This is a genomic window from Alteromonas sp. ABE4_545 (assembly GCF_056161325.1).
On sequence record NZ_JBSWYY010000006.1, the window covers coordinates 39883 to 62594 of the forward strand.

Annotated in this window: 26 protein-coding genes; 18 read left to right on the forward strand and 8 right to left on the reverse strand. The window is 46.4% G+C overall.

Going from position 1 to position 22712, the window contains the following annotated elements; genetic code table 11:
• Positions 1 to 43 precede the first annotated feature (43 nt).
• The 8 genes from recJ (at position 44) to mazG (ending at position 8326) form a co-directional block, all read left to right on the forward strand.
• Positions 44 to 1768 (forward strand): single-stranded-DNA-specific exonuclease RecJ, encoded by a 1725-nt coding sequence (gene recJ, locus ACXAH6_RS07765; protein WP_474876088.1) that lies wholly within the window; start codon positions 44 to 46, stop codon positions 1766 to 1768.
• Positions 1758 to 2039, forward strand: coding sequence for a hypothetical protein (locus ACXAH6_RS07770; RefSeq protein WP_474876089.1), 282 nt, complete (start codon positions 1758 to 1760; stop codon positions 2037 to 2039). The genes recJ and ACXAH6_RS07770 overlap by 11 nt, the downstream gene beginning before the upstream one ends.
• A gap of 10 nt (positions 2040 to 2049) precedes the next feature.
• Positions 2050 to 2751 carry a DNA repair protein RecO gene (recO, locus tag ACXAH6_RS07775; RefSeq protein ID WP_474876090.1) on the forward strand — a complete coding sequence of 234 codons (702 nt, stop codon included), beginning with the start codon at positions 2050 to 2052 and terminating at the stop codon, positions 2749 to 2751.
• 101 nt (positions 2752 to 2852) lie between these two features.
• Positions 2853 to 3602 (forward strand): pyridoxine 5'-phosphate synthase, encoded by a 750-nt coding sequence (pdxJ, locus tag ACXAH6_RS07780; protein ID WP_474876091.1) that lies wholly within the window; start codon positions 2853 to 2855, stop codon positions 3600 to 3602.
• 2 nt (positions 3603 to 3604) lie between these two features.
• On the forward strand, positions 3605 to 3988 hold the full coding sequence (gene acpS / locus ACXAH6_RS07785; RefSeq protein ID WP_474876092.1) for a holo-ACP synthase: 384 nt from the start codon (positions 3605 to 3607) through the stop codon (positions 3986 to 3988).
• Between the two features lie 4 nt (positions 3989 to 3992).
• Positions 3993 to 5342 carry a 23S rRNA (uracil(1939)-C(5))-methyltransferase RlmD gene (gene rlmD, locus ACXAH6_RS07790; protein WP_474876093.1) on the forward strand — a complete coding sequence of 450 codons (1350 nt, stop codon included), beginning with the start codon at positions 3993 to 3995 and terminating at the stop codon, positions 5340 to 5342.
• A gap of 13 nt (positions 5343 to 5355) precedes the next feature.
• Positions 5356 to 7533 (forward strand): GTP diphosphokinase, encoded by a 2178-nt coding sequence (relA, locus tag ACXAH6_RS07795; RefSeq protein WP_474876094.1) that lies wholly within the window; start codon positions 5356 to 5358, stop codon positions 7531 to 7533.
• Positions 7511 to 8326 carry a nucleoside triphosphate pyrophosphohydrolase gene (gene mazG / locus ACXAH6_RS07800; RefSeq protein ID WP_474876095.1) on the forward strand — a complete coding sequence of 272 codons (816 nt, stop codon included), beginning with the start codon at positions 7511 to 7513 and terminating at the stop codon, positions 8324 to 8326. Before relA ends, mazG begins: the two co-directional genes overlap by 23 nt.
• A gap of 35 nt (positions 8327 to 8361) precedes the next feature.
• On the opposite strand, the gene ACXAH6_RS07805 is transcribed toward mazG, so the two are convergent.
• Positions 8362 to 9267 (reverse strand): hypothetical protein, encoded by a 906-nt coding sequence (locus ACXAH6_RS07805; RefSeq protein ID WP_474876096.1) that lies wholly within the window; start codon positions 9265 to 9267, stop codon positions 8362 to 8364.
• A gap of 368 nt (positions 9268 to 9635) precedes the next feature.
• Between ACXAH6_RS07805 and rplM the strand changes: the two genes are divergently transcribed.
• From rplM to ACXAH6_RS07840, 7 genes are all read left to right on the forward strand, one after another.
• Complete coding sequence (gene rplM, locus ACXAH6_RS07810; protein WP_474876097.1) at positions 9636 to 10064, forward strand: 50S ribosomal protein L13; 429 nt, start codon at positions 9636 to 9638, stop codon at positions 10062 to 10064.
• A gap of 12 nt (positions 10065 to 10076) precedes the next feature.
• The gene (rpsI, locus tag ACXAH6_RS07815; protein WP_474876098.1) at positions 10077 to 10469 is read left to right on the forward strand and encodes a 30S ribosomal protein S9; all 393 of its coding nucleotides are present in this window, start codon (positions 10077 to 10079) and stop codon (positions 10467 to 10469) included.
• 457 nt (positions 10470 to 10926) lie between these two features.
• Positions 10927 to 11559, forward strand: coding sequence for a ubiquinol-cytochrome c reductase iron-sulfur subunit (gene petA, locus ACXAH6_RS07820; protein ID WP_474876099.1), 633 nt, complete (start codon positions 10927 to 10929; stop codon positions 11557 to 11559).
• A gap of 2 nt (positions 11560 to 11561) precedes the next feature.
• Positions 11562 to 12827, forward strand: a complete 1266-nt coding sequence (locus ACXAH6_RS07825) for a cytochrome b (protein WP_474876100.1) — start codon at positions 11562 to 11564, stop codon at positions 12825 to 12827.
• Positions 12824 to 13558: a cytochrome c1 gene (locus ACXAH6_RS07830; RefSeq protein ID WP_474876101.1), complete on the forward strand. Its 735-nt coding sequence runs from the start codon at positions 12824 to 12826 to the stop codon at positions 13556 to 13558. Before ACXAH6_RS07825 ends, ACXAH6_RS07830 begins: the two co-directional genes overlap by 4 nt.
• 116 nt (positions 13559 to 13674) lie before the next feature.
• Positions 13675 to 14307: a stringent starvation protein SspA gene (gene sspA / locus ACXAH6_RS07835; protein WP_474876102.1), complete on the forward strand. Its 633-nt coding sequence runs from the start codon at positions 13675 to 13677 to the stop codon at positions 14305 to 14307.
• Positions 14304 to 14744 carry a ClpXP protease specificity-enhancing factor gene (locus ACXAH6_RS07840; RefSeq protein WP_474876103.1) on the forward strand — a complete coding sequence of 147 codons (441 nt, stop codon included), beginning with the start codon at positions 14304 to 14306 and terminating at the stop codon, positions 14742 to 14744. Before sspA ends, ACXAH6_RS07840 begins: the two co-directional genes overlap by 4 nt.
• Positions 14745 to 14837: 93 nt before the next feature.
• Here ACXAH6_RS07840 and mgtE read toward each other — a convergent pair whose 3' ends face one another.
• Positions 14838 to 16196, reverse strand: a complete 1359-nt coding sequence (gene mgtE / locus ACXAH6_RS07845; RefSeq protein ID WP_474876104.1) for a magnesium transporter — start codon at positions 16194 to 16196, stop codon at positions 14838 to 14840.
• A gap of 97 nt (positions 16197 to 16293) precedes the next feature.
• Positions 16294 to 17037, reverse strand: coding sequence for a helix-turn-helix domain-containing protein (locus tag ACXAH6_RS07850; protein WP_474876105.1), 744 nt, complete (start codon positions 17035 to 17037; stop codon positions 16294 to 16296).
• Between the two features lie 113 nt (positions 17038 to 17150).
• On the opposite strand from ACXAH6_RS07850, the gene ACXAH6_RS07855 reads away from it, so the two are divergent.
• From ACXAH6_RS07855 to ACXAH6_RS07865, 3 genes are all read left to right on the forward strand, one after another.
• Entirely contained in the window at positions 17151 to 17492 is a 342-nt protein-coding gene (locus ACXAH6_RS07855; RefSeq protein ID WP_474876106.1) for a hypothetical protein, read from the forward strand.
• 31 nt (positions 17493 to 17523) lie between these two features.
• The gene (locus tag ACXAH6_RS07860; protein ID WP_474876107.1) at positions 17524 to 18327 is read left to right on the forward strand and encodes a DUF2145 domain-containing protein; all 804 of its coding nucleotides are present in this window, start codon (positions 17524 to 17526) and stop codon (positions 18325 to 18327) included.
• Between the two features lie 94 nt (positions 18328 to 18421).
• On the forward strand, positions 18422 to 19237 hold the full coding sequence (locus ACXAH6_RS07865; protein WP_474876108.1) for a hypothetical protein: 816 nt from the start codon (positions 18422 to 18424) through the stop codon (positions 19235 to 19237).
• A 20-nt stretch (positions 19238 to 19257) separates the two neighbouring features.
• Here ACXAH6_RS07865 and ACXAH6_RS07870 read toward each other — a convergent pair whose 3' ends face one another.
• From ACXAH6_RS07870 to ACXAH6_RS07890, 5 genes are read right to left on the reverse strand one after another with little or no spacing between them, the layout of a single operon-like run.
• Entirely contained in the window at positions 19258 to 19530 is a 273-nt protein-coding gene (locus ACXAH6_RS07870; RefSeq protein ID WP_474876109.1) for an HPr family phosphocarrier protein, read from the reverse strand.
• Positions 19530 to 20375: an RNase adapter RapZ gene (gene rapZ, locus ACXAH6_RS07875; RefSeq protein ID WP_474876110.1), complete on the reverse strand. Its 846-nt coding sequence runs from the start codon at positions 20373 to 20375 to the stop codon at positions 19530 to 19532. Before rapZ ends, ACXAH6_RS07870 begins: the two co-directional genes overlap by 1 nt.
• Positions 20376 to 20404: 29 nt before the next feature.
• A complete protein-coding gene (gene ptsN / locus ACXAH6_RS07880) occupies positions 20405 to 20851 on the reverse strand; it encodes a PTS IIA-like nitrogen regulatory protein PtsN (protein WP_474876111.1) in 447 nt (148 codons plus the stop codon).
• 10 nt (positions 20852 to 20861) lie between these two features.
• Positions 20862 to 21149 carry a ribosome hibernation promoting factor gene (gene hpf / locus ACXAH6_RS07885; RefSeq protein ID WP_474876112.1) on the reverse strand — a complete coding sequence of 96 codons (288 nt, stop codon included), beginning with the start codon at positions 21147 to 21149 and terminating at the stop codon, positions 20862 to 20864.
• A 29-nt stretch (positions 21150 to 21178) separates the two neighbouring features.
• On the reverse strand, positions 21179 to 22663 hold the full coding sequence (locus tag ACXAH6_RS07890; protein ID WP_474876113.1) for an RNA polymerase factor sigma-54: 1485 nt from the start codon (positions 22661 to 22663) through the stop codon (positions 21179 to 21181).
• Positions 22664 to 22712: the final 49 nt, after the last annotated feature.

Consider the following 22712-nt stretch of genomic DNA (forward strand, 5'->3'; position numbering starts at 1 on the left):
GACACGCTCATACCCCCCATTCAGTCATAAAAGATCTGTTGTTATGAGTTTGTCGATAAAACGACGCGTCGTGGAATCGACGCCTTTAAACCCTGCATTCCATCCTGTTCTCGACCGTATATATCGCGGTAGAGATATTCAGTCATTATCTGAGTTAGATACCCAAGCCAGTGCATTAGCGCATTACAAACAATTAACCGACTGTGAAAAGGCGGCTGGCATTATTGCTGATGCAATGGCCGCGCAAAAAAGTGTGGTCATTATTGGTGACTTTGATGCAGATGGCGCGACCAGTACATCGATCTGCATGTTAGCTTTGTCGTCGATGGGGCTGCAATCTCTCGATTACTTAGTGCCTAATCGCTTTGACTTTGGGTATGGGTTAAGCCCTGAAATTGTAGACGTCGCCCATGAACAAGGCGCAGAACTGATTATAACCGTTGATAATGGTATTGCCTGTTTAGCTGGGGTTGCACGCGCTAAAGCTTTGGGATTACAAGTGATTGTGACTGACCATCACTTGCCGGGTGACGAACTGCCTAATGCCGATGCGATCATTAACCCAAATCGACGCGATTGTCAGTTCCCGTCAAAAAGTTTAGCTGGCGTGGGCGTGGCGTTTTATTTGATGTTAGCCGTACGAGCTGAATTACAAGCGCGAGACTGGTTTTCACAACACGCAATTGCGGTACCCAACCTTGCCAATTTACTCGACATAGTGGCGGTCGGAACGGTGGCTGATGTGGTGACACTCGACCAAAATAACCGCATACTTGTGCATCAAGGTTTACAGCGAATCCGCAGTGGTAAGTGCCGCCCAGGCATTCGTGCGATTGTTGAGGTTGCACAACGCGAGTTGCACATGCTGACCTCATCTGATTTAGGGTTTGTGGTGGGGCCGCGCCTCAATGCTGCAGGCCGTTTGGATGATATGTCTCTGGGTATTGAATGCTTATTGAGCAGTGATAGTATGCAGGCGAGAATGATGGCCGCTGAGCTGGATAGCCTGAATCAACAACGCCGTGCAATCGAAGCCGAAATGAAGGCCGAAGCAGAGCGGGAATTAGCCCTGCTTCAATTTAACGAAAAAGCTATTCCTGCGGGATTGGTGCTGTACAAGGAAGATTTTCACCAAGGGGTCATCGGGATAGTCGCGGGCCGGATTAAAGAAAAGTATCACCGCCCGACGATTGCTTTTGCTCATCAGGATGAAAACGTAATTAAAGGGTCGGCCCGTTCTATTCCTGGCATTCACATTCGCGATGTACTTGATGAAATCAATACCGCTCACCCAGCACTGATCATCAAATTTGGTGGTCATGCTATGGCCGCCGGCTTATCATTAGAAAAAGCCAAGTTGGCTGAATTTGAAGCCGCGTTCGCTGAACGTATGGCGGTTCATCTTGCGCAGTTGGGCGACAACCAAGACATTGTCACCGACGGTGAGTTAGATGGGCAAGATATTGTGCTCTCTTTGGCTCATACGTTGCGCTCTGCTGGGCCTTTTGGTCAAGGCTTTGAAACGCCTTTGTTTGATGGTGTGTTTGACGTAGTACAGCAGCGTATTGTCGGTCAAAATCACTTGAAATTGGTGTTGCGTTACCAAGGGAATGAAGTCGACGCCATCGCCTTTAATGTCGATACGGCAATATGGCCTAACCCTAATGTCAAACGCATTCAGGCTGCTTACCAATTGGATGTGAATGCCTTTAGAGGAAGGGAGTCGGTGCAGCTACTCATCGAACAGTTGGCGGCTTATGACGATTGATAAGACAATTGATAAATTACTGACAAAGCACAACCAGCTGAATCATTCTGAAAATCAGAAGGTTGTGTCGCATGTGCAACGTGAAGATGGCGATTGGGTGCGTCATACCATCATGTTAGAAGGGGTTGACGTGCCTTTTATTTTTAAGCGCAAAGAGGGCTACAAAAGTTTGCAGGGCGCACGCGTCAACCTTACCTATTACCGTCAGGTAGAAAATGTAGCTGGGCTGGAATTCGAGACCATGAAAGTGGTACGACTTAAACGGGCTTGATCGACAGAACATGCAGAATGAGTGGCTAACAGGCTATGTGCTTCATCGGAGAAGTTACCGGGAAACCAGTTTCTTAGTCGATTTTTTTACCTTGGAACTCGGCAAGGTACGCGTGGTAGCGAAAGGGGTACGAGGAGCCAAAAGTGACAGAAAGAGCCTGTTGCAGCCGTTACAATCTCTCAAACTTCAACTCACAGGCCGTGGCGATTTAAAGAATTTAAAAACCATCGAAGCCAACGCTTCGTCAGTGCCGTTAACAGGCCAAGCTTTGTTTTGTGCTTTTTACGTCAACGAATTGGTAAATCGTCTAATGCCCGAAGGGTTGGCCTCCGAATCCGTTTACAACGGCTATCAAGCGGCTCTACATGCGTTAAATCATTCTGACGATGTAGAACCCGTTCTTCGTCAGTTTGAATTTATAGTATTAGAAGAAATGGGGGTGATGCCTGACCTCGGCTATGAGGCGAACGGCGGCGATGCAATCTCTCCTTCGGCATTTTATGCGTTAAGCGCGGAAGAAGGGTTAGTGTTTTGTTCAGAATTTGCCAAAGGGGTTAAACTTTCAGGTCAGGGTATTATCGAGCTTCAACAGGAAAACTGGACGCCCTTAGCTCGCCAAACTGCCAAGTTACTTTGCCGCTTAGCGCTCAAACCTCTACTGGGTGATAAACCGCTGAAAAGCAGAGAGCTTTTTGCTGCGTATAAACGCTAATCCCACGCTAATAATTTCGTAAATTTCTCCGCTATAAATCCCACGTTTGCAGGGATATTTGTTACACTGTCACCCATCTAGGTTGAAGCGATAGTATTGAGATGAAAGAAATCTTTTTGGGTGTAAATATCGATCATATTGCGACATTGCGAAATGCGCGCGGTACCAATTATCCAGACCCTGTTCATGCTGCAGATATGGCTGAACGCGCGGGAGCCGACGGCATTACCGTGCATTTGCGTGAGGATCGCCGCCATATTAAAGACCGAGACGTACGTATTTTAGCGGAAACCATTAACACACGTTTGAATTTGGAAATGGCCGTTACCGAAGAAATGTTGCGTATTGCTGAAGAAGTAAAGCCGACATTTTGCTGCTTAGTACCTGAAAAGCGTGAAGAGTTAACCACTGAAGGCGGTTTGGATGTAGCGGGTAACCTCGAGAATATCACCGCGGCATGTAAACGATTGGCTGATGCGAATATTATTGTGTCGCTATTTATCGATGCAGACAAAGCGCAAATCGACGCGGCTAAAGTTGCAGGCGCGCCTTTTATTGAAATTCACACCGGCCAATACGCAGATGCCCCTTCAGAAGCCGCACAAGAAAAAGAATTGGCGCGCTTGGTAGATGGTATTCGTTACGCAGATAGCCTTGGTTTAAAAGTGAACGCTGGACATGGTTTGCACTATCACAACGTAAAACCAATTGCCGCTATTCCAGAAATCATCGAATTGAATATTGGCCACGCCATTATTGCTCGTGCTGCGTTTGACGGCCTACACAAAGCGGTAGCAGATATGCGTAGTTTGATGCAGGAAGCGCGACTTCAGGCATTAGTACAAGGTTAATTATGGCGTTGATAGGTTTAGGAACAGACATCGTACAAATTGATCGGATTGAAGCGGGGTTGTCGCGTTCCAACAAACTGGCTGAACGGGTATTAACCTCTAACGAGCTAGCGGTGTTTTTGTCGCATGCTCAGCCGGCGCGTTTCCTTGCGAAGCGATTTGCGGCAAAAGAAGCAGCCGTTAAAGCGCTGGGAACCGGTATTGGGAACGGCGTTGGGTGGCAGCACATCGAAGTGACTAACAACGAATATGGTGCGCCCGGACTGGTCTTTTGCGATACGTTTGCCAAGCTGTGCGAGCAGCGAGGCGTGACCCACGCTCATTTATCGATAGCGGATGAGCAAGCTTATGCAGTGGCCACGGTAGTGTTAGAGTCCCAAGGGTAGCGTTGTGGTTAGTTTTTATAAGCCGAAAAAAAGTCCTCGGTCTGGCGCCGATAAAGTGACCAAGGTCACGGTAACCATTGACGATGTAGATGCTTTTGGACAAGGTGTCTGTCGTCAGCACGCGCCAATCTTATTTGTCGATAATGCTCTGCCGGGTGAAACTTGCGACGTTAAAGTTACACGCAAAAGCAAACACCATTGGTCGGGTAAAGCGGTGCGTATTAGCCAGCCTCATTCAGCTCGACAAGCGCCGTTTTGCTCACATGCATCACAATGCGGTGGTTGCCATTCTCAGCACGTAGATGCGGATGCAATGTTGGCGTGGCGACAAGGCGCGCTGGATGAACAAATCAAACGTCAGCTTTCTATTGCGGCACTGCCTTGGTGTCAACCCGTGAGCAGTGAGCGCCCTGCCTATCGCAGAAAGGCGAGGTTGGCGATTGATAGCCGAAATCCCAAAGCGTTCAAAATGGGCTATCGAGAGCAGGGAAGCAAAAACATCATTGATATTGATGCCTGCCCCATTTTGGTCCCTGAATTAGCCCGCTTGTTATCGCCACTAAAAAATACGCTATCGGCGTTGTCGGGGCGTAAATTTTTAGGCCATGTTAGTTTAATGGCCGCTGATAATTTGCAGCAGGTTGCACTGCGAGTTACCCGTGAGCTAAATACAGCCGACACTGATTTGCTTCAACAATTTGCCATCGATAATCAGGTACAGTTGGTGTTGGAGCCGCAGGGAAAACCGCCAGTTTGCCTGTCTGGCGAAGAGCTAGCGCTGATATGTGAAACCCATGATAATTTGCATATTCGTGCCAAAGACAGCGACTTTATTCAGGTGAATAAAGCCGTGAACAGCAAAATGGTAGCCCAAGCAATGGCGTGGTTGGCACCTCAGCCCAGCGACGTGATAGCTGACTGGTTTTGCGGGCTTGGTAATTTTACATTGCCATTGGCGAAGTCGGGAGCAAGTGTTAGCGCGGTAGAAGGTGTACCTACCATGGTTGAACGAGGTGCACACAATGCGCAACTAGAGGGCATGACCGGCATTAACTGGGTGCATCACGATTTGAATGACGGTGATGCAGTACGCGAATATCTGGCCAGCCAGCCCAATAAAATACTGCTCGATCCCTCCCGAGACGGGGCGCGTGTCGCTTGTGAACAAATAGCGAAAAGCCAAGTCGAACAAGTGTTGTATGTTTCTTGCAACCCAGCGAGCTTTATTCGCGATGCAGCCTTTCTGCTCGCGGGTGGCTATAAGCTGGACAAGATTGGGCTATTAGAAATGTTTCCGTTTACGCAGCACGTTGAGTTAATGGCGTTGTTCTCGCATCCACGGACAGTTAAGTAGCGAGTAAGAGATTATGGTTTCAACGAGAAAAGTACATGAATCAGATCGCCCCGGTTTTGAGGGGTGGTTAGACAGTTTGTCGCTTAGCCAAGAAACAAAGCAAAAGCTCCGAGATATATCCGAGATGCCGGAGCAGTTGCTTGTTGGCCAAGAAATGGTTGAAATCCTCCATCAACTCAATATGGACGATGTTACCCTTCAAGCCGCTTTGGTGTTCCCGTATTGCGAACAACACCAGTTGAGTGAAGAAGACATTCACAACGAGTTTGGTGAAGAAATTGAACAGTTGATCCTCGGTGTGCGTCGTATGGACGCAATTAAAGCGCTCCACGCGAGAAAGCAAAGCGGTAGCGTATTATCAGCCCCTGATGAACAGCATATTGATAGTATTCGTCGTATGTTATTGGCCATGGTCGAAGACGTACGCGCCGTGGTGATCAAAATGGCTGAGCGCATTTGTGCGCTGCAAAAAGTGAAAAAAGCCGACGAAGAAACGCGGGTAATGGTTGCGCGAGAGTGTTCAGCTATCTATGCGCCATTGGCTAATCGTCTGGGTATTGGTCAGTTAAAGTGGGAGTTGGAAGACCTCGCTTTCCGTTACTTGCACCCTGATACTTACAAACAAATTGCCAAGCAACTCGACGGCAAGCGCAAAGAGCGTGCTGAGTACATCGAAAACTTGGTGGCTGATCTACAAGCACACCTCGACAACGAGCATATTCGCGCTGAAGTGTATGGGCGACCTAAACACATCTATAGCATTTGGAAGAAAATGCAGAAAAAGCGCCTTACGTTTGAGCAGCTTTTTGATATTCGTGCAGTGCGTATTATCGCAGAGCGATTGCAAGATTGTTATGCCGCACTGGGTACGGTGCATGCTGCTTACAAACATATTCCCCAAGAGTTTGACGACTACATCGCGACCCCAAAAGCCAACGGTTATCAGTCAATCCACACGGTTATAGTCGGGCCGGAAGGCAAACCAGTTGAAATTCAAATTCGCACCCAACAAATGCATCAGGATGCAGAATTAGGCGTCGCTGCGCACTGGAAATACAAAGAAGGTTCAACGGGCAAACAATCAGGGTACGACGAGCGCATTAACTGGTTGCGCCGCATTTTGTTGTGGCAAGAAGAAGTGGCGGAATCTGGTGATATCGTTGAAGAGTTGCGCAGTCAGGTGTTCGATGATCGGGTTTACGTATTTACTCCAAAAGGCGACGTGATCGACCTGCCGCAAGGTTCTACACCGTTGGACTTCGCTTATTACATTCACAGTAATGTGGGGCACCGTTGTATTGGGGCTAAAGTTAACGGCCGTATTGTGCCGTTTACCTACCAAATGCAAAGCGGTGATCAGGTTGAAATTCACACCGGTAAAGAGCTCAACCCCAGCCGTGACTGGATGCACCCTGGCTTGGGCTATGTGCATTCTTCTCGTGCAAGGGCTACGATTCACTCGTTCTTCAAGAAGCAAGACAAAGAGAAAAACCTGCAAGCCGGTAAAGAGTTACTTGAGCGAGAACTGCAACGTGCTCAGTTACCAGTGAAAGACGCGGTGAAAGCCTGTGAGAAGTTTAATATGGGTCATGTAGACGACCTGTACGCGGCAATTGGTGCTGGCGACGTGCGCGTGATGTCGGTTGTGCATTATTTGCAGCAGTTACTTCAGCCAGAACCTGAGCCTGAAGTGAGCCCCAAGCTCAAGACCCGTCGTTCGGCCGGAGCAAAAGGCAAGAAAGACAGTGTGGTAGTAGAAGGGGTAGGGCATCTATTGAGCCAATTGGCCAACTGTTGTCAGCCAGTGCCGGGCGACCCCATATTGGGCTATATCACGCAAGGCCGGGGCGTAAGTGTACACAAAGAGTCTTGTGAACAATTACAAAATTTGCTCAACCAGCACCCAGAACGCCAAATTGAAGTAAATTGGTCAGAGTCGATTAAAGTTGGGTTTGAAACCGGTATCGACATTTACTGTCACGACAGAACTGGTCTGTTACGAGACATCACTACAGTATTAGCCAACGAGAGTGTGGCTTTACTCGGGGTGAATAGTTTGAGTGACAAAGCGCGTCAAACTGCGTTAATTACCATTTCTGTAGAAGTACCAGACACCGAAACCTTGTCAAAAGTGATGAGCAGGTTACGCCAACTTAAGGATATTCAAGATGTGGTCAGAAAGTCCCAGTAATCCTCAAGACGCGTTACAACGGTTACTGGATGTTATGGCCAGATTGCGAGACAAAGAACATGGCTGCCCGTGGGATGTTAAGCAAACAATGGCTTCGCTCACGCGGTATACCATTGAAGAGGCCTATGAAGCGGTCGATGCGATCATGCGCAACGACAAACTGGACATCAAAGACGAACTCGGTGACCTGTTATTTCAAATTGTTTTTTATGCCCAAATAGCAAAAGAAAACGGCGATTTTTCGTTTACTGATATTGCCAATGCGATCAGTGACAAGATGGTCCGTCGTCACCCTCATGTATTCGCCGATGGTGGTGCGACTGAATCTGAATTGGCTGAGCAGTGGGAAGCCATTAAGCGCCAAGAACGCGAGTTGAAAGGGAAGTCTGTGACTTATTTACTGGATACCGTTCCCAATGGGTTACCCGCTCTCTTGTATGCACAAAAGTTACAAAAAAAGTGCGCAACCGTTGGGTTTGATTGGTCAGATGTCGCTCCAGTGCTTGATAAAGTGCGGGAAGAAGTGGATGAAATTCACGCCGAGCTGGTTCGTACTCCTCAAAACGCCAAAGCGATAGAAGAGGAAATTGGCGATGCTTTATTTGCTATGGTGAATTTGGCTCGTCATTGTCAGGTTGACGCAGATACCGCGTTACGTAAAGCCAGCCTTAAATTTGCAACGCGCTTTAACCATGTTGAGGCCTTGGCTAAGCAGAAGGGGACACCTCTGGTTAACTTGAGTTTAGACGATATGGAATCGCTATGGCAGCAAGTTAAAAAACACAGTGAATAACCTGCCAAAAAAACCTTTATCGTCCCTTTATTCAGTTACTTTTTTTCACGGTGTTGGGTGAGCATTGAAATGCCAATTTGTGGGTCTTTGGCCCACAATGTATCGTCAAAACGATACGACAAACTCGGGTTCTCGATGTCAAAAACAACGCGCTCTTTATCGGCAATTAGTTTCATAGCACGTTGATGGTTTTGGTGCTGCATAAAGAGTTTGGCAAGTTCGCCACTTTCTAACAATCGAATGAGCCCTACTTCCAATCGCTCAACTAACTCTGGGCGAGAGGGAGAAACAAAGAAATACTCATAATTGGGGTACCGCAGTAGGTGGTATTGCTCCAATTCGATTTTCTTGTCTTTGTGCCGGTTTAAGTCACGGCTAACTTCAATCACGTTGCGAGGAAAATAGTCGACAACACCGCGTTGAATCGAGTTGTACATTGACGCAAACCATTGACTCCAATTGGCGCCATTCACGTTAAACCCGTTTTTTTGCATTACCACCAAATCGGGCCAGTCTATCCCTTGTACGGCGGTTTTTTCACGTAACATGTCTAATGTCATGTCTTTGGGAAATGCATCTTGATTGTCTTTTTGGATAATAAAAACCCGATAACCCGCTAATCCCTGTAATAGTGGCAAGCGAACTGGCAAGAGCTTTTTTTCTCTTTCGTTCGTTGTTGCCGACCACATCACGTCGGCACTGCCTTTTGATAGCATTAATATTTGACGGGCTTGGGGCATAGGATGAGGGTGTGGCCGGACGACGGTTTCACCGTAATCGGCAGTTATTGCGATTGCAGAGCGCAATACTTGAGCGTGGTAATAATCGTAATCTGCGCCGGTAAACGCACGGGTGTACACCACTTCGTTAGCAGTAGCGCGAGGCGCTTGGGCTAGCCACAATAAAGCGAATAGCGTAGCGCTGAGTAACCACTTTACCATTTTTTCACCACACTAAAGCCCGCCTGAGGAAATGAGAAACATCTGTAAATGTAGCGTTTATTTTGTAGTAAATCGATACAAATACATTGTTTTTCACAGTTTTGTTCAAGGGAATCAGCCATGCTCGATGGCGATGTATTCATGCTCATCACCACCAACTTACCTTGAATACGGTTTTATTTTTATTTTTCCTGTATTTGGGGTTCGCTTTTTGCTCAAATCCTGTATAATTCGCGCCCTGCCCAGTTACACCCACCTGTGGGAAGGTGGAAGAATCAGTCGACTCGAAGGGGTCTTTGCATTGATTTTTATGGTGATTTTCGCTGGTGCGGAAATCAGTAACGACGATATTTTCGGGTGAATTTTAAATGAAAACTTTTGTTGCAAAACCAGAAACGGTAAAACGCGACTGGTACGTGGTTGACGCCACAGACAAAACATTGGGTCGCTTAGCGGCGGAGATTGCTTTACGTTTGCGTGGCAAACACAAGCCAGAGTACACACCACACGTTGACACTGGTGACTACATTGTAGTTATCAATGCTGAAAAAGTGACTGTGACTGGTAACAAAGCGAAAGGCAAAATGTACTACGCGCACACTGGTTACCCAGGTGGTCTAAAAGAGACAAACTTTGAAAAACTGATCGCTCACAAGCCAGAAATGGTTATCGAGAAAGCAGTTAAAGGTATGTTGCCAAAAGGTCCTCTAGGCCGTGCAATGTTCCGTAAAATGAAAGTTTACGCAGGCGCTGAACACAATCACGCTGCACAGCAACCTCAAGTTTTGGACATCTAAGGAGCATTTGACATGGCAGATACTCAATATTACGGCACTGGCCGTCGCAAAAGTTCTACTGCTCGCGTGTTCCTGCGTCCAGGTACAGGTAGCATCGTAGTAAACCAGCGTGCTCTAGACGAGTACTTCGGTCGTGAGACTGAGTGCATGGTTGTTCGTCAGCCTCTAGAACTTGTTGAAATGACTGAAAAGTTTGACCTATACATCACTGTTAAAGGTGGTGGTTCTAACGGTCAAGCTGGTGCAATCCGTCACGGCATTACTCGTGCATTGATGGAATATGATGAAGCACTTCGCCCAGCGCTACGTAAAGCTGGTTTCGTTACTCGTGACGCTCGTCGCGTTGAACGTAAGAAAGTGGGTCTTCACAAAGCACGTAAGAAGCCTCAATTCTCAAAACGTTAATTCGTTTTATTTCGAGATTTCGAATTCAAAAACCCGGTTTATACCGGGTTTTTTATTGCCTGTGAAAAATGCTCAGTGGCTGCTGAAACGAGGCGAAAAAATAAAACCCCAGACGTGTATTCGCTAAGCTATTAAAAATGAAAACTATTCCATATAAAAAGTAAGGAAAAGAGCGGAAAAGTCTTGAGAACACGTCTACAATAGCTAGAACTGAGTAATAGATCGCCAATAAAAACCGATGAAAAACTTGATACAGCACAATTAATTATTTGTTAATGACGAGTATTTCCTTGTGCTTTGTAGGGGTTTTCTTTTATCATTTTTCGTCGATTTTTAACGCAAAATTCAAGTTGAAATCGCAGGGTTGCTTTGCAATTAATCTGCGGCTAAAACGATTAGGTGTGAGCTCTAGACCCTGTCTGGTGACGCATCGTTGTCCAAACCTGGAGAAATGTGGATGAGCAATGTATCTCTCGATGCAAAAGATTCTGCACTTAACGACAATTCATCACCCGATAATGCGCGTCGCCGGTTTTTAACCGTTGCGACTTCTGTTGTTGGCGGAGTAGGGGTTGTTGGTGCGGCGGTACCTTTTGTTGCGTCCTGGAACCCAAGTGCAAAAGCGAAAGCTGCCGGTGCCGATGTAGAAGTTGATATAAGTGGCATTGAACCTGGTCAGCTAATTCGCGTGATGTGGCGCAGCAAGCCCGTGTGGATTGTACGCAGAACGCCCGCTATTTTGTCAGAGTTGGCCAACCACGAAGATAAACTCAAAGATCCTCAGTCTGAAGCTCAACAGCAACCCACATTTGCCCAAAATCGTTTCCGCTCGATGAAAGAAGAGTACCTGATATTAGTGGGTATCTGTACCCATTTGGGGTGCTCGCCACAACACCTGAAAGACGGTGCATTTGAAGAAGTGGTAGAAGGTGTGCCTGATGGCTTTTTTTGCCCCTGCCACGGTTCAAAATTCGACATGGCCGGCCGCGTATTTGAAAATGTTCCTGCGCCGTTGAACTTGGTGGTCCCTCCTTATCAATACGTTGATGATCACACTGTGATTATTGGCTCAGAAGCGGAGACTGCCTAATTATGAATGCCTTCTTGAACTGGATTGAAGAACGTATCCCAATGATGCGGGTAGCGAACATGCACGCTATTCAATATCCCGCACCGAGAAATATGAACTTCTGGTACGTGTTTGGTTTTCTCGCCACCATAGTGTTGGTTAACCAAATTGTTACCGGTATTTGGTTGACGATGAATTTTGAGCCTTCAGCAGAGCGCGCGTTTGCCTCTGTTGAATACATCATGCGTGAAATTGACTATGGGTGGATCATTCGTTACATGCACAGTACTGGCGCGTCGGCGTTCTTTATTGTGGTGTATATGCACATGTTCCGCGGCATGATTTACGGTTCGTACCAAAAGCCACGTGAACTCCTGTGGGTGTTCGGCATGTTTATTTATTTGGCGCTCATGGCTGAAGCCTTTATGGGGTATGTATTGCCGTGGGGGCAAATGTCTTATTGGGGCGCGCAGGTTATTGTATCGCTGTTTGGTGCGATTCCTGTTGTAGGCCCAGACTTAGTCATCTGGATCCAAGGTGACTATGTTATTTCGGGTGCCACGCTGAACCGATTTTTTGCCTTGCACGTGATAGCACTACCTTTGGTGATTGTTATTCTGGTGTTCTTGCACATTATTGCATTACATGAAGTGGGGTCGAACAACCCTGACGGTGTGGCGATTAAACACAAAAAAGGCAGCTTGGCAGAAGAAGACAAAACCAAGTTTGAAATTCATGAGTATTACACCAGTAAGTACGACATAGCCGACGATGTGGTGCCGTTCTTCCCTCATATTGTATTGAAAGATATGGTTGCCTTCTGTGTGTTCTTGTTTGCGTTCTGTTATATCTTGTTTTTCGCTCCTGAAATGGGCGGTAAATTCTTAGAACACCCCAACTTCGAAATTGCGAACCAATTGAAAACCCCAGAGCATATTTTCCCAGTTTGGTACTTCACGCCTTTCTACGCCATTTTGAAAGCCGTGCCGGATAAACTGCTGGGTGTATGCGCGATGTTTGGAGCAATTGCCGCTTTATTTGCTTTGCCTTGGATCGACCGCGGTAAGGTGAAATCGTGGCGTTATCGCTGCGGGCTACACAAGGTGAATTTGATTGTGTTTGCCATTGTGTTTGTGTTTTTAGGTTACCTAGGTGGTACGCCGCAAGAAAACTGGAAAATTATTGCTTCTCAGTTTGCTACATTGTTCTACTTCGGTTTCTTCGTGTTGTTGTTCATTTACAGCAAAAACGAAAAGACCAAGCCTGTACCCACGAGGATCCCTAAATGAGAAAACTGATTTTCGCATTAGTACTATTGATTCCTGGCTTGGCAGTAGCGGCGGGTAGTGGTTACCACCTCGATGAGCCCGATATCGACCTTCACGATAAAGCGTCGTTACAACGCGGTGCGCAATTGTTCATGAACTATTGCTTAGGCTGCCATTCGATGAAATACCAACGCTATCAGCGTACCTTTACCGACTTAGGTATATCTGATGAATTAGGGCAAGAGAACTTGCAGTTTACGGGTGAAAAGGTCAGTGATTACATTACCCGAGCAATGCCAGAGGAAGCCGCTGCTGGATGGTTTGGCGCAGCGCCCCCTGACCTGACGTTGGTTGCACGTGTTCGCGGCCCAGAGTGGCTGTATACGTATCTGCGTACCTTTTATGTTGACCCAAGCCGACCGTTTGGTGTGAACAATAAGGTATTTCCAGAAGTGGGCATGCCTCATGTGTTGCAACCGCTTCAAGGTACGCAGCGTGAAACCTACGAAGAAAAGCTGATCGACGGTGAAATGGTGAAGCAGTATGTAGGGCTAACCAACGACGGCGATGGCACCATGTCCACAGCAGAATATGACAAGGCCATTCTTGACCTGGTTAACTTCTTAGAATACACAGGTGAACCCGCGCGTTTAGAGTCTGAACGCATCGGAAAATGGGTGCTGGTATTTATTGTAGTGTTGTTTATTTTTGTGTATTTGTTGAAGAAAGATTTTTGGCGCGATTTACACTAATCGCAGAAAAATGCTGTATAATCCAAAAAGGGGGCAATCCGCCCCCTTTTTTATTTTATTTCTGGTAAAATAGACCATTCTGTTTTTACCACTTGTTCCTTAACGGAGGCGATTGAATGGCCGTAGCCGCGAATAAACGTTCAATAATGACGTTGTTCTCAGACACGATTGATATTTATAGTCATCAGGTACGTATTGTACTGGCAGAGAAAGGTGTTGGCGTAGAAATTAGCTACACTGACCCAAGCAACTTGCCAGAAGATCTGCTTGACTTAAACCCCTACGGTACCGTTCCTACTCTAGTGGATCGCGAGTTGGTGCTGTACAAGTCCCATATCATTATGGAGTATCTTGACGAGCGCTTCCCGCACCCTCCGTTGATGCCTGTATACCCTGTATCTCGTGGCCAAAGCCGCTTGATGATGCACCGTATCGAGAACGACTGGTACAGCCTTGCTGCGAAGATCTTCCGTGGTGAAGGTGATGTTGAAGTTGCGCGTAATGAATTGCGTGAAGCACTGCTTAGCCTAGCTCCATTATTCGCTGAAATGCCTTACTTTATGAGTGAAGAGTTCAGCTTAGTAGATTGCTACCTAGCACCGCTATTGTGGCGTTTACCGGCACTCGGTATCCAATTAACTGGTGCTGGCAGCAAAGAATTGAACGCATACATGAATCGTATTTTCTCACGTAGCTCATTCAAAGCGTCTTTGACTGACCAAGAACGTGAGATCCACAACCCACTATGAGTCCAATGACGTCAAACCAGCCTTATTTGCTGAAAGCGTTTTTCGACTGGATTGTAGATAACGATTTAACGCCATATATTGTCGTTGATGCGAACTACCCAATGGTAGAGGTACCGCAGGAATTTGTGAAAGACGGTCAAATCGTTTTGAACATTTCTCCTGCTGCGTGCGTGAACTTTCATCTTGATCTCGATGGTTTGGCCTTTCAAGCGCGTTTCAGTGGGCAGCCACGTCGTTTGAGTATGCCTTGTCAGGCTGTACAAGCGATTTACGCGAGAGAGAATGGCGCGGGAACTGTTTTTGCGCCTGAAGAGTCATTGACTGATGATGAAGAGTTGTTATCTGCGGTAGACGATAATGAGTTGCCACCAGAGCAGCCTCAGTCGCCACCGCCACCACCGCCTAAAGGTAAACCTAACCTTAAGGTGATCAAATAATAAAAAGCCCTCTGAAGTGATTCACGAGGGCTTTTTTAATGTCACTAAATAAATCAACTCACCCAACACAGAGAGTGCTAGGTCTGTGCGCAATTAAACCAAGAACAAGGTTGCCGTACCTAAAAAGGCGAATATGCCTACTACATCTGTGATGGTGGTTAGAATAACGCTACCTGCTAACGCTGGGTCAATTTTCAGCTTTTTCATGATAATCGGCAAAGTTGCGCCCGAAAGTGCAGCTGCAATCATGTTCATCATCATAGCAAAGGCAATGATCACGCCTAGCATGGCGTCGCCTTTCCATAGCGCAATCACAGAGGCGATGAGCACAGCCCAGATCAAACCGTTGAGAAACCCTATCGACAATTCTTTGCTGATCAACCAACGGGCGTTACTAGGGTTAACATGCCCAAGTGCCATACCACGGATTACGAGTGTTAGGGTTTGGTTTCCTGCTACGCCACCCATACTGGGTACAATGGTATTCAAAATAGCCAGTACCGCTAACTGACTTAACGTCGCCTCAAATAAATCGCTGACCATGGCCGCAAGTAAGGCCGTGACTAAGTTCACGCCCAGCCATACCGAACGACGTTTGGTACTTTGCAATACTGGTGCAAAGGTGTCTTCTTCGTCGTCCAAACCCGCCATACTCATCATCGAGTGTTCGGCATCTTCACGGATAATATCAACCACGTCATCAATGGTAATACGCCCGACGAGGCGGTGTTTTTCATCAACTACTGGGGCAGATAACCAATTGTAGCGTTCAAATAAGCTTGCGACTTCGTCGTCTGGCATATTAACCGAAATCGCCTCGGCTTCTTCGTCCATCACATCAGATACATTGGCTTCTGCTGGCGCCGTGAGCAGTCGGGTGACAGGCACTAAACCGACTAAATTGTCAGTGCGATTAACAACGTAAAAGGTATCGGTATTCTCCGGTAATTCTCCTTTCAGGCGAATGTAACGCAACACCACATCTACCGTCACATCTGGACGTAAAGTAATGGTGTCGGTGTTCATAATGAAACCTGCGGTTTCTTCACCGTAAGACAAGGCTTGTTCTGCGCGCACGCGGTCTTGGGCATCCATTGATTGCAAAATATCTTGCAATACTTGGTCTGGCAGACTGCTTAGCGTTTCGGCTAAATCATCGGTATCCATGTCTTCGAGCGCGTCAACAACGCTCGACGGAACCATTTTAGTGATGATGCCGTTACGTACCTCTTCGGATAGTTCTTCTAATACATCGCCATGAAAATCGTCATCGAGTAAATCCCACAACTCTTCACGAGTTTTGGTTGGGCTCGATTCTAAGATCAAGGCTACATCACTAGGGGGAATTTCGTGTAGGAATTTACGAACCGAGACGAATCGCCCTTCTGATAGTGCCCGATTGATTTCGTGGAGCTGACCTTGAGTGTGTTTTGATTCAAGCGCTTCTGCCACATGACACCTATGAAAGACTGACAAAACAGACGTATAGGTTACATGAGTTAGGTGAAAATAAACAGATCCACCAGTTTTATTAGCCCGGCTTTATCGACTACTCGGAGCTGTTCCGGCGCATATTTTCAAACAGGGATGGCTCCCATGGGCGCATAGCCATGAGCAAGCCCATGTGTTTACGTTCATCGATAGGTAATAAGTTGTCTTCTTCACTGAGCTGAGCCGCTTCTTTAGTGAGTTGATTAAGACGGCGCTGAATAATGGCAACGGAAGAGTCTGAATATCGCCCTCGTAAGTAAAACCGAAATGTCCAAGGCTCGTTTTTCTTTGGGTCCATAAACTTCACCATTACCTCTTTTTCCATAAACCGCTCTAACGGGCCACCGGGGATCCAGCGAAAGTCCTGTGCAATCAACAAGCGATAGTCATTACCGGGCAATAGTTCTATTAAACGCAGTTTGTCTAACTTAGCCATCAACCGTATTCCTTCGTGTTGCTCGATTTGGTAGTGAGAAATCAGTTCGTCAAACTTCCAGCCGTCGCGAACACAAACAGCAGCCAGTAGTAACCTAGGATCTTGTAGTAGTTCAACTTCCTGCTCGGCAGTGAGCTGTGAAATGCGCTGTCCTTGCTTTTGCGCTTTGGCGAATAGGTCGGTCAATTCCATTTTCATCAGCCCACAAATCTCCTCTAATCGTTCCAAGGAAAAATTGTGATGAGAGAAACAGCGCTTGATACTCGCTTCGCTTAAATCGAGTGCAATCGCAACGTCTTTATAGGTGAGTTGTTGTTCCCTAAGTGACTGTTTGAGTACCGCAGTAATGTGCTTAATTTGGCTCATAAGTATAAATATTTAATACCTTTGGTGGTGATTTATACTACATTTTTCATCGAAGTTTACAAATATTAATCCTTTTTCTAAGTTGATAGCGTCTTCATTAAAAGGAACTAGCAATGAAAAAGTTAATTTCAACTGTATTGATCACCGCCGCTTTTTGTCAGCCTTTGTACGCAGATGACTCTGTGGATCATTCTGGACAAGCAAGTAAACACAGCGTATTAGCCAGTATTGAAGCCTCAAAAGTCACGGCTTCTGTAGCAAGTGCGGCCGTTGCCGTACCGGTGTTAATAGTAGGAGGCACGGCGGTATCTGTTGCTCATGTCAGCCATGAAGCGATGAAGGATTTACACCAGGCTTCTGAAAAGCCAAAACCACTGCCAATCACAGATAAAGTGATTACCTGCGACCCCTCGCCGAATCAGGTCATCATTAATCAAACCACGGTGAACGACTAACGTTATTGCGGCACTGTTGAGGGATATAACAATGAAAAAGTTACTATTTATCGGTTGTTTAGCTTGGGCGTCTTTCGCCCAAGCAGGTAGTCAGGCACCACAGGAAGCGGTTTTCAAGCCGGAAGAAATTGTGAACTTTGCTAAACGTGTGGAACGTTATGCCGCAGAGCAAGGCGCATATGCTTTTATTATTGCGCGACAAGGGCGCCCAACCGAAGATTTACCAAAGGGGATTCAATATACCCACACTGCTATCGCTGTGTATTCGGCGATTGAAACTGATAGCGGTGAGACGGAATACGGCTATGCGATCCACAATTTGTATCAACGCGCTCAAGATCCGGGGATAAGCGACTTAGTTACGGATTATCCGGTAGATTTTTTCTGGGGAGCGAAAGCACTGAAAGCAGGTGTGATTATTCCTACCCCTGAACTTCAGCACAAACTGGTCGCGTTACTTGCTAGTGAAAAAGCCCGTACCCTTCACGTACCTTATTATTCTGTGATTGCTAGCCCTTACACGTCTGAACGCCAAAATTGCACAGAATACACGTTAGACTTGATCAATTCGGCAATTTACGACACAACCGATCAAGCGAGGTTAAAACAAAATACAAAAGCGTACTTTGACGCTCAACCTGTTCATATGAGCCGGTTTAAACTTTCTCTTGGCAGTATGTTTTCCAGTGGTGTGAGTTTGAATGACCATCCTGGCAAAGTGAAAACCGCCACGTTCACCACGATTGCCGAATATTTACATGAGTACCAACTGACCCAAGAAGTCGTCACCATCGATTCCACCCTAATTACACCTTTGTTCGAAAAAGCGAGTTAGGAGACAGGGCGTGAATACATCAAAACCTACTAAGGAATAAGACTGATAGCCCTGTTATCAAGCGCAGGGCTTGAATCAACTCAAGGAGAATGTCGTGAAATCAACATCGTTATTAAAACATTTGCCCGTGTCTCTCAGTTTGATCGTGGCCAGCTTTATTTACTTTAGCCTTCATACTCAGCAAAACCTTGTGGCGCAGTTGGGGCGCCCCAGTTCAACGCATGCCATCGGCGATTTCCTACTTCCCTTTGTCGCCGTGTTTTGGGGCGCGGTTACCGCCATAGTGAGCTTTGTGGTGTGTAAGTTTATGCGCGTAAAAAAATGGGACTGGCAAGTACCAAAAGGTGTGTTCATTACCATGACTATTGCCGCTATTTTCAGTGCAAGTGGTATCGCGACCTTACTAGGTGTGAACTCTTACGCTGATATTGAAGCGGCTCAGGAGCCACGTGTATTAGTACGCAATAATGTTGAAGCGTACCCAATACGCATGATGGACGGTGATACAGAAAACCTCTATCAATGGTCACGGTTAGATAGCGACGACACTCCACAATATTTTAGTTGGCAAGGTAAGGACTGGTCAGTCGCGGATTCTGAATCTTGTGTATTGCGCTTGAGTCAGAACAATGAGGTAAAGTATCAATTCGAGAATCTGTGTGAGTATTCCTATTTAACATCGGTGCAAGTGATGCCGATGACTGTTAGCGAAGATGTGCCGTATTTGGTGCTACTTGCTAAACTGCGAGCAACCTCTCAACGTTCTCTGTTGATTATTCTCGATAGTGACTTGAATGAACGCTGGGTAGAAGTGGTCGAACGTTGTCGCTTGGGGATTAACCTGAGTGCTCAAGAAGACGGTCTGGCGGTTAATAGCTCGTGTTCAGGCAATTACATTAAATTGGAGTAAATAGGGTGGGGCTGAGTGTTTTACTCAGCCTCATTAAACCGACCGGCAATGAGCGCTTCCACAGCGTCGAGCGCAGCTTCAGCATCGGGGCCTTCACTGACTAAGAGTATTTGCTCGCCTTGATGGCTCTCCATCATCATTAACCCTAATACACTATTGGCGTTGGCTTGTTTATCGCCTTTGTGAAGCATAATTTGAGCATCGAATTGGTTGGCCAATTGCACCAGTTGAGTCGCTGCTCGTGCATGTAATCCTAGCTTGTTGACGATAGTGACGGTTTTTTCAATACGCATTATTGATTCAACTCTCGGTGGCGAATTTGAACATCTGGATGTATGTCGCTGAAGTTTTTCGCTAGGCTTTGGGCAACAAAAACCGAGCGGTGCTGGCCTCCTGTGCACCCAATAGCGATAGTGACATAACTGCGGTTATTGCGTTCTAAATGCGGTAACCACGTGGTTAATAAATTCTGAATTTGCCAAATAAACTTTGTCACTATGGGTTGCGACCCAAGAAATACCTCAACAGGAGCATCCAGACCAGTAAGGTGTTTTAGGTCGGGCTCCCAATGAGGGTTGGGTAGAAATCGCGCATCGAAAACATAGTCTGCGTCTTTGGGAATGCCATGTTTGAAACCAAAGGATTCAAATACCAACACTAAGCGAGAGCTTTTCTTTCCTAAAATACGCTCACGAATGAGTTCGGCGAGTTGATGAATTGACAGTTTATCTGTGTCTAAATACAAATCTGCGCGCTCGGCTATCGGCGCTAACAAGGCTTTTTCTGCTTGTATGGCCTCTGACAGCGACTTATTGAGCTTGGCTAAAGGGTGCAAACGGCGAGTTTCGCTGAAGCGCTTCACCAGAATGTCATCACTGGCGTCGATATACACGATTGTCATTGACCAAGACGCTGGCAGGTAATCGAGTATTTCTACCAGTTCGTTCGGGTCTTTAGGCAGATTGCGAACGTCTATACTCACGGCCACTTGGTCGTATTCGTCAACCACTGTGTGTGTGAGGGTGGGCAAAAGATTAACGGGAATATTGTCGACGCAATAGTAGCCTAAGTCTTCGAGGGCGCGTAATGCGACCGATTTTCCTGAACCTGAGCGGCCACTAATAATGATGAGTTTCAATGCGCTTCTCCCTAAATCGCTTTACGCTACTATTCGCCTAGTGCGGTAAGAATATCATCGCCGTTAGTGGCGTTTCTAATGGCTTTTACGGTGTCTTTATCGCTCAGTTTACCGGCAATTGTGGCCAAGGTTTGTAAGTGGCCTTCGGTTTGTTCTTCAGGAACCAGTAAACTAAAAAAGATATCGACGGGTTTATTATCGATAGCATCGAACTGGATGGGAGGTTCGCTGGTGACAATAATGGCAATGACTCTGTCCAAGCCAGGAAGCCGACCATGAGGGAGCGCAATACCATTACCAATACCTGTACTACCCATTTTTTCACGTGCTAATAAGGCCGTGAGTACGTCTACTTTGTCGACATTTGGGGTCGTTTTTTCGGCGATATCGCTAATGATTTCGAGAATTCTTTTTTTACTATTGCACTGAACCGCACACTCGGTGCGGTTCAGGCTAACAATGGCTTTAATATCCATGCTGTCTTAATTAGTGTTTTTTAAGCTTTTCTTTATGCTTGATCACTTGACGGTCGAGTTTATCGACCATGCTATCGATCGCAGCATACATATCGGTGTTTTCAGATGAAGCAAATACTTCTGCTCCACTCAAATGCATCGTGGCTTCGGCTTTTTGGTTGAGTTTCTCAACATTTAATATCACGTGCACGTTAGAAATATGATCAAAATGACGCTCAAGTTTGCTGAACTTGGTATCGACATAAGTACGCAAAGAATCTGTGATCTCAATATGATGACCAGTAAGGTTTATTTGCATAGTCGTCTTCCTTTTGGTTTGCAGCTTAATTAAATTAAGCTCTTGCGTTGGTTAGACGGTGGAATCGATAACGATTCCCGGTATTTTGCTATTGTCCGCCGGGCTACTTTAATGCCTTGGTCGGCCAACAATTGAGCAATCTTGCTGTCGCTGAGCGGTTTAGCTGGCTTTTCAGCCGCCACCAATTTTTTGATCAATGCACGAATAGCCGTTGAAGAGCATTCACCACCCGATTCAGTGGCAACATGGCTAGAGAAGAAGTATTTCAGTTCAAAAATACCTCTAGGTGTGTGCATGTACTTCTGCGTGGTAACACGCGATATCGTAGATTCGTGCATGTCCACCATTTCAGCTACGTCGTTCAGTACCATAGGCTTCATCATTTCTGGCCCATGTTCAAAGAAACCTAACTGTTGTTGTACGATACAGTTCGCTACTTTTAACAATGTCTCGTTGCGCGACTCCAAACTTTTTATAAACCATTTGGCTTCTTGCATATGAGAACGAATGAATTGGGAATCACTGCTGCTTTTCGAGTTTCGACTCATGGCTGCGTATTGCTGATTCACATTCAGTTTTGGCAGGCTGTCGGGGTTTAATTCAACACTCCAACGGCCGTTCTTTTTCGCTACCGATACGTCAGGAATCACGTATTCGGGTTCTTTTGTCACTAACGCACTGCCCGGGCGAGGGTTTAAGCTCTGGAGCAGTCGCATAGCTTCGCGTAACTCGTCTTCTTTCAGACGCGTTTTACGCATTAAGGTTCGATAATCTTTGCTGCCAAGTAAGTCAGTGTACTCTTGAATCAGCATTTTGGCTTCGGCAAGCCAAGGCGTGTCGGGCGAGAATTGCTTCAATTGCACCATCAAGCACTCTTGAGGTGAGCGCGAGCCAGAACCGATTGGGTCAAACATCTGAATGCGTTTAAGCACGCATTCCACTTCATCAAGCTCGACAGGCTCTTCTAGGTCTTCGTCTTCATTTATGCTGTTGAGAATATCTTCGATAGGCGAAGTGAGATAACCAGATTCGTCAATGGAATCAATGATGGCAATGGCAATAGCGCGGTCGAGGTCGCTGAATGGCGTGAGACGCATTTGCCACAATAAGTGCGCTTGAATATCGTCTGTTGTTTCGCCTTGATAAACGTGTTCATCGTCACTGCTTGAAGACGACGATGCGGGCGCTGATGAGGCCGAATAGTATTCATCCCATGTACTGTCGATAGGCAGTTCGTCGGGCAGTTCGTTTTTTTCTAGCGCATCACCACTTTCAATACTGTCTGAAGAAGACACCGTCGTCGACTCACCCTCAGTAAGCTTGTCTAAGTTACTTTTCTCTAGGTTGTCGAAATCGCTACCCTCTTCAACTTCAAGTAATGGGTTAGCGTCCAGCGCTTCCTGAATTTCCTGCTGGAGGTCTAGAGTGGAAAGCTGCAACAGCTTGATCGCCTGCTGGAGCTGCGGCGTCATCGTTAACTGTTGGCTGAATTTGAGTTGTAAAGATGGCTTCATCTACTTCTTATCTTAATACGCTTTAACCTGTAGTAGCTGGTTAGACAAA

Bases quoted from the DNA above. Each gene is read 5' to 3' on its own strand.
- recJ (WP_474876088.1), top strand. From the start codon at position 44: ATGAGTTTGTCGATAAAACGACGCGTCGTGGAATCGACGCCTTTAAAC.
- petA (WP_474876099.1), top strand. From the start codon at position 10,927: ATGAGCAATGTATCTCTCGATGCAAAAGATTCTGCACTTAACGACAAT.
- sspA (WP_474876102.1), top strand. From the start codon at position 13,675: ATGGCCGTAGCCGCGAATAAACGTTCAATAATGACGTTGTTCTCAGAC.
- ACXAH6_RS07890 (WP_474876113.1), bottom strand. From the start codon at position 22,663: ATGAAGCCATCTTTACAACTCAAATTCAGCCAACAGTTAACGATGACG.
- ptsN (WP_474876111.1), bottom strand. From the start codon at position 20,851: ATGGATATTAAAGCCATTGTTAGCCTGAACCGCACCGAGTGTGCGGTT.
- rpsI (WP_474876098.1), top strand. From the start codon at position 10,077: ATGGCAGATACTCAATATTACGGCACTGGCCGTCGCAAAAGTTCTACT.
- ACXAH6_RS07840 (WP_474876103.1), top strand. From the start codon at position 14,304: ATGAGTCCAATGACGTCAAACCAGCCTTATTTGCTGAAAGCGTTTTTC.
- ACXAH6_RS07830 (WP_474876101.1), top strand. From the start codon at position 12,824: ATGAGAAAACTGATTTTCGCATTAGTACTATTGATTCCTGGCTTGGCA.
- hpf (WP_474876112.1), bottom strand. From the start codon at position 21,149: ATGCAAATAAACCTTACTGGTCATCATATTGAGATCACAGATTCTTTG.
- rplM (WP_474876097.1), top strand. From the start codon at position 9,636: ATGAAAACTTTTGTTGCAAAACCAGAAACGGTAAAACGCGACTGGTAC.
- relA (WP_474876094.1), top strand. From the start codon at position 5,356: ATGGTTTCAACGAGAAAAGTACATGAATCAGATCGCCCCGGTTTTGAG.
- ACXAH6_RS07860 (WP_474876107.1), top strand. From the start codon at position 17,524: ATGAAAAAGTTACTATTTATCGGTTGTTTAGCTTGGGCGTCTTTCGCC.
- pdxJ (WP_474876091.1), top strand. From the start codon at position 2,853: ATGAAAGAAATCTTTTTGGGTGTAAATATCGATCATATTGCGACATTG.
- ACXAH6_RS07770 (WP_474876089.1), top strand. From the start codon at position 1,758: ATGACGATTGATAAGACAATTGATAAATTACTGACAAAGCACAACCAG.
- mazG (WP_474876095.1), top strand. From the start codon at position 7,511: ATGTGGTCAGAAAGTCCCAGTAATCCTCAAGACGCGTTACAACGGTTA.
- recO (WP_474876090.1), top strand. From the start codon at position 2,050: ATGCAGAATGAGTGGCTAACAGGCTATGTGCTTCATCGGAGAAGTTAC.
- ACXAH6_RS07870 (WP_474876109.1), bottom strand. From the start codon at position 19,530: ATGCGTATTGAAAAAACCGTCACTATCGTCAACAAGCTAGGATTACAT.
- ACXAH6_RS07825 (WP_474876100.1), top strand. From the start codon at position 11,562: ATGAATGCCTTCTTGAACTGGATTGAAGAACGTATCCCAATGATGCGG.
- ACXAH6_RS07850 (WP_474876105.1), bottom strand. From the start codon at position 17,037: ATGAGCCAAATTAAGCACATTACTGCGGTACTCAAACAGTCACTTAGG.
- ACXAH6_RS07855 (WP_474876106.1), top strand. From the start codon at position 17,151: ATGAAAAAGTTAATTTCAACTGTATTGATCACCGCCGCTTTTTGTCAG.
- acpS (WP_474876092.1), top strand. From the start codon at position 3,605: ATGGCGTTGATAGGTTTAGGAACAGACATCGTACAAATTGATCGGATT.
- ACXAH6_RS07805 (WP_474876096.1), bottom strand. From the start codon at position 9,267: ATGGTAAAGTGGTTACTCAGCGCTACGCTATTCGCTTTATTGTGGCTA.